Origin of the sequence: Shewanella septentrionalis, assembly GCF_025370265.1 — a bacterium.
Classification (GTDB): Bacteria; Pseudomonadota; Gammaproteobacteria; order Enterobacterales; family Shewanellaceae; genus Shewanella; species Shewanella hafniensis.
Window position 1 is genome coordinate 1 of record NZ_JAMTCC010000006.1, and the last position, 12,391, is coordinate 12,391.

12 protein-coding genes and 1 rRNA gene are annotated in these 12,391 nt (G+C 46.1%); 5 read left to right on the forward strand and 8 right to left on the reverse strand.

Annotated elements, in window-relative coordinates; translation table 11 throughout:
* A 16S ribosomal RNA gene (locus NE536_RS04580) occupies positions 1–75 on the reverse strand; the annotation flags it as partial.
* 665 nt (positions 76–740) lie between these two features.
* Here NE536_RS04580 and NE536_RS04585 point away from each other — a divergent pair.
* A complete protein-coding gene (locus NE536_RS04585) occupies positions 741–1,205 on the forward strand; it encodes an RNA-binding protein (protein WP_006083618.1) in 465 nt (154 codons plus the stop codon).
* Positions 1,206–1,242: 37 nt separating this feature from the next.
* On the opposite strand, the gene murI is transcribed toward NE536_RS04585, so the two are convergent.
* Positions 1,243–2,067 (reverse strand): glutamate racemase, encoded by an 825-nt coding sequence (gene murI, locus NE536_RS04590; RefSeq protein ID WP_012588812.1) that lies wholly within the window; start codon positions 2,065–2,067, stop codon positions 1,243–1,245.
* Positions 2,068–2,309: 242 nt separating this feature from the next.
* Between murI and trmA the strand changes: the two genes are divergently transcribed.
* The gene (gene trmA, locus NE536_RS04595; RefSeq protein WP_115335998.1) at positions 2,310–3,407 is read left to right on the forward strand and encodes a tRNA (uridine(54)-C5)-methyltransferase TrmA; all 1,098 of its coding nucleotides are present in this window, start codon (positions 2,310–2,312) and stop codon (positions 3,405–3,407) included.
* A gap of 125 nt (positions 3,408–3,532) precedes the next feature.
* Here the strand turns inward: trmA and fabR are convergent, their stop codons facing one another.
* Positions 3,533–4,147, reverse strand: coding sequence for an HTH-type transcriptional repressor FabR (gene fabR, locus NE536_RS04600; protein ID WP_261271922.1), 615 nt, complete (start codon positions 4,145–4,147; stop codon positions 3,533–3,535).
* 144 nt (positions 4,148–4,291) lie between these two features.
* Here fabR and NE536_RS04605 point away from each other — a divergent pair, with 144 nt between their 5' ends.
* The 3 genes from NE536_RS04605 to mnmH all read left to right on the forward strand — a co-directional run bounded on the left by NE536_RS04605 (position 4,292) and on the right by mnmH (position 7,658).
* Positions 4,292–5,398, forward strand: coding sequence for an acyl-CoA desaturase (locus NE536_RS04605; RefSeq protein ID WP_261271923.1), 1,107 nt, complete (start codon positions 4,292–4,294; stop codon positions 5,396–5,398).
* 95 nt (positions 5,399–5,493) lie between these two features.
* Positions 5,494–6,552, forward strand: coding sequence for a selenide, water dikinase SelD (gene selD / locus NE536_RS04610; RefSeq protein ID WP_220777780.1), 1,059 nt, complete (start codon positions 5,494–5,496; stop codon positions 6,550–6,552).
* On the forward strand, positions 6,552–7,658 hold the full coding sequence (mnmH, locus tag NE536_RS04615) for a tRNA 2-selenouridine(34) synthase MnmH (protein WP_261271924.1): 1,107 nt from the start codon (positions 6,552–6,554) through the stop codon (positions 7,656–7,658). The genes selD and mnmH overlap by 1 nt, the downstream gene beginning before the upstream one ends.
* Before the next feature lie 76 nt (positions 7,659–7,734).
* On the opposite strand, the gene NE536_RS04620 is transcribed toward mnmH, so the two are convergent.
* The 5 genes from NE536_RS04620 to nudE form a co-directional block, all read right to left on the reverse strand.
* Positions 7,735–9,597, reverse strand: a complete 1,863-nt coding sequence (locus NE536_RS04620) for an MFS transporter (RefSeq protein WP_261271925.1) — start codon at positions 9,595–9,597, stop codon at positions 7,735–7,737.
* The gene (locus NE536_RS04625; protein ID WP_261271926.1) at positions 9,588–10,199 is read right to left on the reverse strand and encodes a TetR/AcrR family transcriptional regulator; all 612 of its coding nucleotides are present in this window, start codon (positions 10,197–10,199) and stop codon (positions 9,588–9,590) included. Before NE536_RS04625 ends, NE536_RS04620 begins: the two co-directional genes overlap by 10 nt.
* A 298-nt stretch (positions 10,200–10,497) precedes the next feature.
* Positions 10,498–10,941 carry a GNAT family N-acetyltransferase gene (locus NE536_RS04630; protein WP_261271927.1) on the reverse strand — a complete coding sequence of 148 codons (444 nt, stop codon included), beginning with the start codon at positions 10,939–10,941 and terminating at the stop codon, positions 10,498–10,500.
* 7 nt (positions 10,942–10,948) lie between these two features.
* Complete coding sequence (cysQ, locus tag NE536_RS04635; protein ID WP_261271928.1) at positions 10,949–11,761, reverse strand: 3'(2'),5'-bisphosphate nucleotidase CysQ; 813 nt, start codon at positions 11,759–11,761, stop codon at positions 10,949–10,951.
* A gap of 71 nt (positions 11,762–11,832) precedes the next feature.
* A complete protein-coding gene (nudE, locus tag NE536_RS04640) occupies positions 11,833–12,384 on the reverse strand; it encodes an ADP compounds hydrolase NudE (RefSeq protein ID WP_261271929.1) in 552 nt (183 codons plus the stop codon).
* Between the last annotated feature and the right edge of the window lie 7 nt (positions 12,385–12,391).

A 12,391-nucleotide genomic window follows, 5' to 3' on the forward strand; every position in this document is an offset into this window, starting at 1 on the left:
CCGCTGCCGCTCGACTTGCATGTGTTAGGCCTGCCGCCAGCGTTCAATCTGAGCCATGATCAAACTCTTCAATTAAAGTTTTGTTGCTTCGGTCTTACGACTTCAGCGGCTCAACGAATTCTGTTCGACTCCTATTTATTCGAAAATAAGTAGTAAGTCTTTGTACATATTGCTATGAACACTCATCACTCTCGTGAAAGAATTGGTTGATTTAAATTTTTGACTGCCAACCCGAAGGTTAAGCAGTTTCGATTAACTCAACACCTGTGAGTGTCCACACAGATTTGCTTGATAAATTGTTAAAGAGCGTTGACCACACACTGAGTTTTCAGCGGGTCAGGGCTGCGTATTCTACGCATTCCCGTTAGTGCGTCAAGTAGTTTTTTCAACTTTCTCAACACTCATCGTTTAGCTCGCTAACCGATGAACTGCTTGGCTTTCTTTGCTTAACTTGCGTTACGCTGTCTGCCGTGCCAGTGGATGCGCATTATAGGGAGATTGAGAAAGTCCGCAAGGGCTTTTTAGCGATCATTGAATCGTACGTCGATATTTTAAACGTTATGACCATTTTTTAGCTTGTAGACCTTATTTATCGGAGATAAGTCAGCTTTTTTAGCTAATAATTGATAATTCACGCTCAATATTTCAGCAATGGTCTAGTGTAAAAGTAAATAATTCATTACCATATACTTGCTGTTAACAGTTATTTATCAATTTTCCATTCATCAGAGAGCATTCTTATGCAAAAGTCATTTCTTATTGTTTTGATTGTCGCCATTGTTGGCGCCTTTGTGCTATTTCAGTTTGCACCTACGCTGCCGGCTTATATTGCCTTCGTTGCAGGCGTTATTGTGACTAGCCTTATCTTTAAACTTGTTCCAGAGACTTCATCATCTCATGCTACAGAAGAACAATATGTTGGTCCTACTATGACCTTATATGTAGGTAACCTGCCTTATCGTGTCCATGAAGGTGAAGTAAAAGTATTGTTTGGTGAGTTTGGCCCAGTAAACTCTGTGCGTTTAGTCAGAGATCGTAAGACTGGTCGTCGTAAAGGTTTTGGTTTTGTGGAGATGTCAGAGTCTGGCGCTCAGAAAGCCATGGTTAAACTGAATGACTATAGCTTCCAAGAAAGAACCTTAAAAGTAAGAGAAGCAAAAACACAAGATTCGGAAGCTGCCGACCGTACTGGTACTGACGAGTAGTATTGCCGTTTAAACTGTTTTGTTTGACGTTGTAAATTTAGTTGGTTGTGGTGATTCGTTCGATAGTTGAAAAGCCACAATCAATTAATGTTGTTGTTAAGCCTTCACTGATTTCCGCTTTAGTATAGAACGCCTGCATTGCTGACTCCCCTACTGCTTCTCTCTCATTTGTTACTCTGCGCTGCTCCACAATAAAATTCTGTTGCGTTAAAAGAGTCACGACTCGCTTAGCTATCGCAGCGCCAGAATCCATTAGCGTTACGCCCGCACCGAGCACTTGTTGTAATTCAGCTTGGATCATCGGGAAGTGAGTACAACCCAGTACGAGCACGTCCAATTGCGCGGCAACGACTGGCGCCAGTAAATCTGCCAGTCTGTGCATGTCCATTTCACCTGTCGCTATTTTCTGCTCCGCCATCATGACTAATTCAGAACAACCAAAGAGTTCGACATGGCAATCATCGGCAAATTGACTGATGAGCGAATGGGTATAATGACGCTTAACTGTGCCTGGTGTGGCCAAGAGTCCAATACGTTTACTCTTAGACATCTGTGCCGCGGGTTTGATAGCGGGTACAACGCCCACAACAGGAATACTGAGGTTTGCACGTAATGCCGGTAGCACAACAGTGCTCGCGGTATTGCAGGCGACGACCACTATCATTGCATTGGTGCGAGCTACAAGATCACATACTAATGCGACACAGCCAGCAATTAATACCTGCTCTTCTAACTCGCCATAGGGCAACCTAGCATTGTCGAAAAGATAACAATAATCGCTATGGGGCAAACTCTTGCGGATTTCGGCCAATACGGATAGGCCACCAATCCCTGAATCAAACACTAATATAGGTCGCGACAAGCGAGTCTCCCGTTTCGGTTATATCAAATTGGCTATACAGATTGAACGCATTGCGACATAAGTGATTCGATGTTTGATGATTGGATGAATCCAACCAAATATTCAAAGAATACCCATAGAATCACACTCAAGCGCGCGGATTTTCCCACAGCTTTGCGTAAACAGCAAAAGCAAGATGCTGGACATTCGTGTCACCTAGTATAATATTTGCGCCCCAATTTACAGCAACGGTGAATCAAACAATGAACTTAGCAGCAATGGACCCTCAGACTTATGATACGCAGTTAGAACACAAGCGTATCAAGCTAGAACAAGCCTTTGCCCAATTTGAAACACCGAGTGTTGAAGTTTTTGCCTCAGAGCCTGCCAACTACCGTATGCGTGCTGAATTCCGCATGTGGCATGACGGTGACGACTTATACTATTACATGTTCGATAAAGTATTGAATGAGAAAGTGCGATGCGATCAATACTTGCCAGCCAGCGTGCTCATCAATCAAATGATGTCGGCCTTAATCGCCGAACTAAAACCGAATCCTAGTCTAAGACATAAACTGTTCCAGGTGGATTTTTTGTCGACCTTAAGCGGCGAGATTTTAGTGTCCTTGCTTTATCACAGACAGCTTGATGACCAATGGCGCGCCGATGCGGCTGCACTAAAAGCCAAGTTAAGTAGCCAGTTTAACGTCAACATCATCGGCCGTGCCCGTAAGCAAAAAATCGATTTAGATAAAGACTTTGTGGTCGAGTCATTACAAGTAAATGATAAAACCTTCTTATATAAGCAAATCGAGAACAGCTTTACTCAACCGAATGCCAAAGTTTCCGTAAAAATGTTGGAGTGGGCTATCGATGCGACTCAAAACAGTCAGGGTGATTTACTAGAACTCTACTGTGGTAATGGCAACTTCTCTATCGCACTGGCGCAAAACTTTAATCGCGTATTGGCCACCGAACTCGCTAAGCCTTCAGTCGATGCGGCACAATACAATATCGAAGTGAATGGTATTGAGAACCTGCAGATTATTCGCATGTCGGCTGAAGACTTTAGCGATGCCATGGCGAAGAAACGCAGCTTTAGACGTTTAGAAGGTATCGATCTCGACAGCTATGTGTGCAACACCATTTTTGTCGACCCACCCCGCGCAGGGATTGATCCTGATACGTTGGCGTTAGTACAAGGTTACGAGCGGATCTTATATATTTCCTGCAACCCTGAAACCTTAAAAGACAATCTGCAGCAACTAAACGAAACCCATAAAGTCACTCGCTTCGCCTTGTTTGATCAGTTCCCTTATACCGATCACATGGAAACAGGTGTCCTACTAGAGCGTCGTTAGTCACCTCAAATACATTGAGCTCGGCTGCATAGCAGTTAAACGTAGCTAGAACTCAAACATAAACTTGCTAAAAATAATGGAGCCTCAGGCTCCATTATTTTTAGCGATTCTGAATATCATTCAGATTAGCGGTGTTCAACCTTATGCTGCAAAGCCTCGGCGCCTTTGGCGACCATACGCAGTTGCATGACTAATTGATCGGCAAGGATTTTACGATCTGCACGTTTCATATCTAATGCGGAAGCGCCGGCGTTAAACACCAAAGTGACTAAGGCTTCTGCTTGTGCCCGAGCTAATAACGGAGTTCGGCCCGCTTTCGCTTCAGTATAGTGAGCCAATTCAGAAATAAAATGTTCAATTTCGCGGGCAACCGCCGCACGGAACGCTGCCGAGGTTCCTGAACGTTCATGTAATAAGATACGGAATACGTTTGGATTAGAATCAAGCACTTCCATAAAAGTATCAACAGAAATACGGATCACACTGCCACCGGCTTCGGCTCGCTGACGGCCTTTGCGCATCATCTGCCTGAGTGCTAACCCACCCTCGTCCACCATAGTGAGACCGAGTTCGTTCATATCTTTAAAATGGCGATAAAAAGATGTCGGCGCAATATTGGCTTCCCGAGCAACCTCTCGCAAACTCAGACTTGAGAAACTGCGCTCAGCACTTAGCTGATTAAAGGCCGCATCGACTAAAGCTCGACGAGTTTTCTCTTTTTGCTGTGCTCGAATACCCATTCTTAAATCCGCTAACTGAATGTAATGACGCGATAATACCGCTTTTAGGCATTAAACACAGCCCCATCGTCCTTGACCAAACAATATAGCTAGGCTAAATTAGCTTACAGATGTACGCTCAAAAGCGAATTTTGGAAACCTATAATGAAAAAACCCCCTATCATCTGGCTTAATGTCAGTCTGTTTGCCATCACTTTCCTCAGTGCGGTGATCTTAGTTCCATGGCGCGGTATTGTTCACGGCTATGGTGCTAGTGAATGGATCGCTTTTATTGTCTTAGCCTTTGCCAGTGGTCTGTCGATCACCGCAGGTTATCACAGACTATGGTCACACAAGGCCTATAAAGCCCATTCAGCCGTGCGGTTTATGTATGCACTCGGTGGCGCTTTAGCATTACAAAACAGTGCATTACACTGGGCATCCGATCACAGAGTGCACCATAAGCACGTCGATGATAACGACAAAGATCCGTACTCAGCCAACATGGGATTCTGGTACAGCCATATAGGTTGGATGCTGCGAGAGTATCAGTCGCAACGCTATCATGATTATCAAAATGTGCGCGATCTGCAAAATGACCGTATCGTTATGTGGCAACACAAACATTACCTCGCACTTGTATTGCTGATGAACATTGGACTGCCTGCCCTGCTCGGCTGGTTAAATGGCGACGTGCTGTCTATGTTATTGATGGCGGGTTTACTGCGTTTAGTGGTGGTGCATCACTGCACTTTCTTCATCAACTCTTTAGCGCACGTGTGGGGCAGCCAGCCTTATACCGATAAGAACACCGCCCGCGATAATGGCTTTCTCGCCATGCTGACCTACGGTGAGGGCTACCATAATTTCCATCACATCTTCGAAAATGACTATCGTAATGGCATTAAATGGTGGCACTACGATCCAACCAAATGGTTGATTAAGTCATTATCTTGGTTGGGGTTAGCCAAGGACTTGCGTACGAGTCCACAGGAACGTATCGAGAGCGCACGCTTGCAGATGCAGCTGCTGCGGACCAAGAACAAAGTCGTGCACTTACCCAATGCCGATGAAATTATTGAAAAAGTCCAAGCTGAGTATGAATTACTCAAACTGCACTTAATGGATTACTACCAAGCACAGAAAACCTTGCTTGAGGCCAAACGCAAGCAACTTGTCGATCAGCAGCTATTGCAGCAAGTTGAAGAGCTAAAGGCGCGTTTTTTAGTCCAGCAAAAACATTGGCGCAGCCTAACCGCAACTTATAGCTAAACCACAATTCTGCCCGAAAGTCATACGGCCACCTTGCATGGTGGCCGTATCTGATTATGATGATGCCTTAATCACTTAAATAGGCTGTTGAGATCATGTCAGATTCCCCAGTTACACTCCCAGAATCAATCAAACTAACAGAATATAGTCATGGTGCAGGTTGTGGCTGCAAGATATCCCCTAAGGTGCTCAGCACTATATTAGCCTCGCAATTACCCGTGTTTACCGATCCTAATCTGCTGGTCGGCAATCAAAGCCGTGACGATGCCGCAGTGTATAAACTCAATGACGACATAGGCATCATCAGCACTACCGATTTTTTCATGCCAATTGTTGACGATCCCTTCACCTTTGGCCGCATCGCTGCGACCAATGCGATCAGTGATATTTATGCCATGGGCGGCACGCCTATCATGGCGATCGCTATTTTAGGCTGGCCAATCAATAAGCTACCTGCAGAAGTCGCACAACAAGTAGTCGATGGCGGCAGACAGGCCTGTATGGAAGCCGGGATCATGCTAGCCGGTGGCCACAGCATAGATGCACCCGAACCGATTTTTGGCCTCGCGGTTACCGGGCAAATTGCCTTAACTGATTTAAAACAGAATGATACTGCTAAAGCGGGCGATCGTTTATATCTCACTAAACCTATCGGCATTGGCATTTTAACCACAGCGCAAAAACAGAAAAAGCTCAAAGATGAAGACAATCTCATTGCGGTCAATGCCATGTGCCAGCTGAATACTATAGGCACGACGATTGCCAAAATTAGCGGCGTAAACGCCCTGACCGATGTCACAGGATTTGGACTAGCGGGACACCTGCTCGAAATGTGCCAAGGTGCCAAGCTCACGGCAAAACTCAAATTTGATGCGGTGCCGTTACTGCCACGCGCCTTAGATTACTTAGCCTTAGGTTGCGTTCCTGGCGGGACTCACCGAAATTACGACAGTTATGGCGAGCATCTCCCCGAGCTCAGCGAGCATCAAAAAGCGATACTGTGCGATCCGCAAACCAGTGGTGGCCTGTTAGTTGCCGTCTCGGCCGAAGCCGAAGCGGAATTGATTGCCCTTCTCGATGCGCATCACATCGCCCCAATTTGCATTGGGTCACTGGAAGCCCCCACCACTGCAGCGAATGTGGTGTTGTGCTGATGCCAAGCGCTATTGTAGCCGCAGAGCAATATCGGGAAATTTTCCTCAACCAACATCCCATCATGGATGTGCGAGCACCCATAGAGTTTACTCGAGGTGCGTTTCCCAACTCGACCAACTTACCCTTGATGCTGGATAGTGAAAGGGAAAAAGTCGGCACTTGTTATAAGCAATCAGGTCAGCAAGCCGCGATTGCATTGGGTCATTCACTGGTTAATGGCCCCATCAAGCAACAGAGAATCGAGGCTTGGGCTAGCTATGTAAAAGCCAACCCCAACGCCTACCTTTATTGTTTTCGTGGCGGCTTACGCTCGCAACTCACGCAAAAATGGCTTAAAGAAGCGGGGATCGAAGTCCCCTATATTCAAGGTGGCTATAAGGCCATGCGCCAATATCTTATTGGCGTGATTGAAGCGGCACCAGCTCAGCAACCGTTATTAAGTTTGAGCGGGATGACGGGCTGCGGTAAAACTGATTTTCTACTGCAGCGTAAAGAAGCAGTTGATCTTGAAGGGATAGCCAATCACAGAGGCTCTAGCTTTGGTAAGAATATCGACCCACAGCCAACGCAGATTAACTTTGAAAATCAACTCGCCATTGCCTTGCTACAGCACCAAACGAGTGACGCTGCCTGTTTACTGCTCGAAGATGAAAGCTTCCTGATTGGGCGTTCGGCGCTGCCGCAGACATTTTACAATGCCATGCAAGCCGCCAATGTCTTAGTGCTAGAAGAGTCAGACGATGCGAGGCTCGAACGCTTACGCAATGAATATGTGCATAAAATGTATAGTGGCTTCTGTGAGCGCCTAGGGCCAGAAGCGGGTTTTGCGGCATTTAGCGACTATCTATTGCAAAGTTTAGTGAGTATTCGTAAACGTTTAGGCGGGAAACAACATCAAGAACTGCAAGATTTGATGCAACAAGCACTCGATCAGCAAATCAACCAGAATGACACTTCGCTGCACTTAGTTTGGATAAACCTGTTATTACATAAGTATTACGACCCTATGTACCTATACCAATTAGATAAAAAGTCCGAACGGGTGCTCTTTAAAGGTTCGCACCAAGCCATGCATGAGTGGCTGGATAGCTATCAGACACGATAAATCGCCACCCTGAAATAAGATAACCGCGAACATTAGCTTCGCGGTTATCATTTTATTTCATACTGCCATAACGGATTTAAGACTTACCCAGCAGGCTCGCCACTTGGACTCGCAAAGAATCCTTATTCACAAGCTTGCCATCGACGGCATCCGTTAAATCCACCGACACCCTTGACCAAAAACGCTTGGGCATTTTAGCTAAGGCATGTCCGCCCTTGTGGCTAAAGTAAGACCCCCATAATCCGTGTAATGCCATGGGAATAACAGGCACAGGATCTCTGGCTAAGATCTTATCGATACCGGGACGGAATTCACCTAATTCACCGTCAGGGGTGAGTCGCCCCTCAGGGAAAATACACACCAATTCGCCATTTATCAGCGCTTCGTGGATAGTCTCAAACGCTTGGTTATAAGTGGTTTCACTCTGTCTAGGGGAACAGATAGGGATCACTCCAGCGTGACGGAATAAATATTTCAGCAAAGGAATTTCACTGATGGACTTATCCATTACAAAACGAATAGGCCGAGTCGATGCTCCCATAATAATCAAGGCATCCACATAGCTCACATGGTTGCAGACTATGATGCCGGCCCCTTCCTTTGGAATTCTCTCTCGGCCAGTTACAGTCACGCGGTACATAACATGACTCAATAAGTAACTGATAAATCGCTGAGTAAATTCTGGCACTTGTGAATAAACATAGAGAGCGACGACAAAGTTCATCACGGCAAGCAGTAGGAATAACTGCGGAATCGTCCAACCCGCAACGCCAAGCAGCAAGATAGATAGCAGCGCCGAAGCCACCATAAACAGAGAGTTCATAATGTTATTGGCAGCAATCGCCTGAGCACATTCGCCCTTGGCCGAACGGGACTGAATAAAGGCGTATAAGGGAACGATGAACAAGCCGCCGCTAACGCCGATCATAAAGAAATCTAGCATCACCCGATAATGTTGCGACTCGGCAATAAAGGCTTTTAATCCATAGACAAAACCAGCATCCACTGGCACAGGTGGAATCGCCCAAAGCAAATCGACACCAAAGATAGTTAATCCCAATACCCCGAATGGCAGCAAACCGAGTTCCACATGGCCGTAGGAAAAACGTTCACAGACGAAGGAGCCAACAGCGATTCCGATGGAAAACATGCCCAACAATAACGACACCACAGTCGCACCAGAATGCAGGTGCAGCTTGGCAAAGTTAGGGAATTGGGTCAGATAGGTCGCACCTAAAAACCAAAACCAACTGATAGCGAGGATAGCCATCCAGATTGAAGGTGTTTGACGGGCTTTTTTGATGCTACGCCAAGTGCCTGATAACGGTCTGAAACGTATTTTTTCGATAACGCCCTGCGGTGGTAAAGCAGGAATAGCTCGACTCGATAGGTAGCCTGCTAAGGCCAATACGGCAACGGTAATGGCAGCCCAAAGCGTACCGTTGACTTCAGAAACTAAAATCCCCGCACTCAAAGTGCCCACCAGAATAGAGAGAAAAGTGCCCATCTCAACCCAAGCATTACCTGTCACTAACTCATCGTCTTTCAAGGCTTGGGGCAGCAGGGAATATTTTACTGGACCGAAGTAAGCCGACTGACTACCGGTTAAAAATAGCAGCAATAACATCATCATGTAGTTCTCGCTCACTATCGCGATAGCGGCGCAGGACATAATAATGACTTCGAGTAGTTTTAATCGACGGATAAGTTTGGCCTTATCCATATTATCGGCAACCACACCCGCGTGGGCCGAAAACAGGAAAAACGGCAGGATAAACACCCCTGCAGCCAAATTAACAAACATATCGACGCTTATGGGCAAGTCTTTGACTTGACTGAAAGTCACTAATAGCAGCAACACATTTTTATAAATGTTGTCATTCAAGGCGCCTAAGCACTGAGTCGCAAAATAAGGTAAAAAACGTTTAGTTAGCAGCATGATAGTTCCCTCTGGTAACCCATTCCTTGTAGATAAGCCTGCACATGGCTCTCGAGTAAATCCCGCAGTGATAACGATTCAGCAAAGAGCTTATTATCGAGGGATAAAGCAGTTAGTCCATGAATCCCACCCCACAACACACGGCTCATAATGAGATGCTGCTCCGGAGTCGCCTCAGGGAAGATCTGCGCTAACTCACGTTCAATCAGTATGAATAACCCTGCGATCAATTGCCCTTGTGATTCCGGCAGCGACTCAGAATCGAGTAACTGCAATTCAAAAACCAGCTTGAAAGCTTGCCGCCGCTCATTAGCAAACTGACTATACTCCCACGCCATTGCAATGATTTTACGCAAACTGTCGGCAGCGCAAACACCCGCTAATCTGTCATGTAAAGCCCTAAGCGTTGCCTCAGAAACCGCCAGCAGCAAATAGTTATAACTACCGAAAATATTGATCAAGGTGCTAGGGACATAGCCAATTTGGCTAGCCACTTTGCGTAAGCTCAGCCCTACAACACCTTGTTCGGTCAATAACTCAGTTGCCGCTTGTATTGCCATAGCGCGAATTTCATCATGGCTGTGTTCTTTTCGCCTGGCCATAGGTCTCACTCCCTGTTGGATAGCAAGAGACTAACAGCAGTCAAAATAAAAAACAACGTTCAAAATAAGTTTGTTTTACGTACAGTCGCGGGTAAATAGTGAAGGATATCATTAAGAATGATAAATAAGGATAGACGCTCGAAATCGATTCACTCAGTAAAACTGAACTATATATGTGGGATTACACCACACAAAATAACATAAAAAACGGCGCGCTCAGTCAGCACGCCGTCCATTATTTTGGTTTAAAAATCATTCTTAATTCAAAGGTGTTTTTAATTAAAAGTGACCATGGAATTTAAGGCCTGCGATAAGTCATCACCACTCTATCTGCGCCAGCGCCAAAATAATCGGCCTCAAAAGCCGAATCAACAAAACCTAAATGCTGATATAAACCATGGGCAGGGTTACTCGGATCAACGGTTAAACACACCCGCTCAACTGACACGGGCAGCTCGGCTAAACATTGTTGCATCAAACGCTTGCCGAATCCCTTCCCGCGAGCATTTTCACTCACTGCGACAGATAATATCCACATGCAGTTAGGATCGCTACTCTGGGCACTGAGCAAATAGCCTTGTAGCTGATTATCTGCATCCACGGCAACTAAAAATTGCTCTGGCCAACAATCAAATCCCTGACGAAAGAAGAAATCAGGATAGCTGTGCTCGCCAAAAATAGCCTGTTCGAGCTGATAAACCGCGAATAACTCTGACTTTAATACCGGACGTATAGACTGCATTCGAAAATCATTCACCTATTAAAATCTTATCCCAGTCTAAGTTGGGGGCGCCCACTACGATGAAGTTAGGGTTTTCTAACGTCTCACGCTCATTGTAGGTTAACGGTTGCAGCTCAGTATCCATCAGCTGTCCACCCGCTTCCTCGACGATAATTTGCGCGGCTCCCGTGTCCCACTCACCCGTTGGTCCGACTCGTACATAACAATCGGCTCGACCTTCGGCAACGAGACAACTCTTTAACGCTGCGCCGCCCATAACAACTAACTCGCAGTGTTTGGGATGGTTGAATAGGGTCAACACAGATTGAGGGTCCTGACGGCGACTTACGGCTAATCTTAGGGATACCTTTTCACGGTGCTCAATTTGGCGGCTGCTGATCCGCACTTCCTGTTTATCCGTGCGTTTGTATGCCCCTAAACCTGCAATCGCGTAATAACACACTTGCGTCATAGGCACATACACCACGCCCATCACGGGACGATTGTGCTCCACCAGTGCAATAATCACCGAAAAATCACCACTGCCAGCAATAAACTCACCCGTGCCATCGAGTGGATCGACCAACCAATAGCGCTTCCAAGATTCACGCACGCTCAGAGGAATATCGGCCGCCTCTTCAGATAACACAGGAATATCAGGCGTTAAAGCAGTTAATCGGTCACAAATGATCTGGTTCGCCGCTAAATCTGCGGAAGTGACAGGGGTATTGTCAGACTTCATTTCTCGCTCAAAATTACCTTTGAGATAAATGTCACGGATAGTTATCCCTGCATCGGTCGCAATCGCAATAACTTCGTCGATCAACTCTTCTGGCTTCATAACAACTCCAATCGCAAAGTTCGCGAATGTTTTGCAAGCGTTTCAGCTTTGAACGCTTAAAAGGAAAAAGATTATTTAAGGTATAAATACTTTTGCGCTAAAAACAACGCACTCACACTACGGGATTCGGAAAAATCGACATCATCGAGCAGGGCCTCCCAATCGGCGAGCGCCCAAGGCACCACATGAATGGGCTCTGGCTCATCACCTTCAAGGCGACTCTCATACAAATCTTCTGCAAGAAAAATTTGCATCTTACTGGAGAAATACCCCGGCGCTAGGCTAAGTTCTTTCAATAGCGTGAGCTTATTCGCCCCAAAGCCAATTTCTTCCTGCAATTCACGGTTAGCCGCTTCGACTGGCGATTCACCTGGGTCGATAAGACCTTTAGGAAACCCGAGCTCGTAATTATCTGTTCCGGCTGCATATTCCCGCGCCAGTAGCATTTGCCCTTGATGAATAGGCACTATCATCACAGCACCACGGCTGCCGCCTTTCATACGCTCGTATTGGCGTTCGACACCATTTGAGAACTTAAGATGCACTTGCTCAATTTGAAATAATCGGCTTTTCGCGACAACTTCGGTATGCAATATTTCCGGCTTATTCTGCCGCTGCGACATAACTGCC

Excerpts from the sequence above, each read along its gene's own strand:
- NE536_RS04585 (WP_006083618.1), top strand. The coding sequence starts at position 741 with ATGCAAAAGTCATTTCTTATTGTTTTGATTGTCGCCATTGTTGGCGCC.
- trmA (WP_115335998.1), top strand. The coding sequence starts at position 2,310 with ATGAACTTAGCAGCAATGGACCCTCAGACTTATGATACGCAGTTAGAA.
- fabR (WP_261271922.1), bottom strand. The coding sequence starts at position 4,147 with ATGGGTATTCGAGCACAGCAAAAAGAGAAAACTCGTCGAGCTTTAGTC.
- NE536_RS04605 (WP_261271923.1), top strand. The coding sequence starts at position 4,292 with ATGAAAAAACCCCCTATCATCTGGCTTAATGTCAGTCTGTTTGCCATC.
- selD (WP_220777780.1), top strand. The coding sequence starts at position 5,494 with ATGTCAGATTCCCCAGTTACACTCCCAGAATCAATCAAACTAACAGAA.
- mnmH (WP_261271924.1), top strand. The coding sequence starts at position 6,552 with ATGCCAAGCGCTATTGTAGCCGCAGAGCAATATCGGGAAATTTTCCTC.
- NE536_RS04620 (WP_261271925.1), bottom strand. The coding sequence starts at position 9,597 with ATGCTGCTAACTAAACGTTTTTTACCTTATTTTGCGACTCAGTGCTTA.
- NE536_RS04625 (WP_261271926.1), bottom strand. The coding sequence starts at position 10,199 with ATGGCCAGGCGAAAAGAACACAGCCATGATGAAATTCGCGCTATGGCA.
- NE536_RS04630 (WP_261271927.1), bottom strand. The coding sequence starts at position 10,941 with ATGCAGTCTATACGTCCGGTATTAAAGTCAGAGTTATTCGCGGTTTAT.
- cysQ (WP_261271928.1), bottom strand. The coding sequence starts at position 11,761 with ATGAAGCCAGAAGAGTTGATCGACGAAGTTATTGCGATTGCGACCGAT.
- nudE (WP_261271929.1), bottom strand. The coding sequence starts at position 12,384 with ATGTCGCAGCGGCAGAATAAGCCGGAAATATTGCATACCGAAGTTGTC.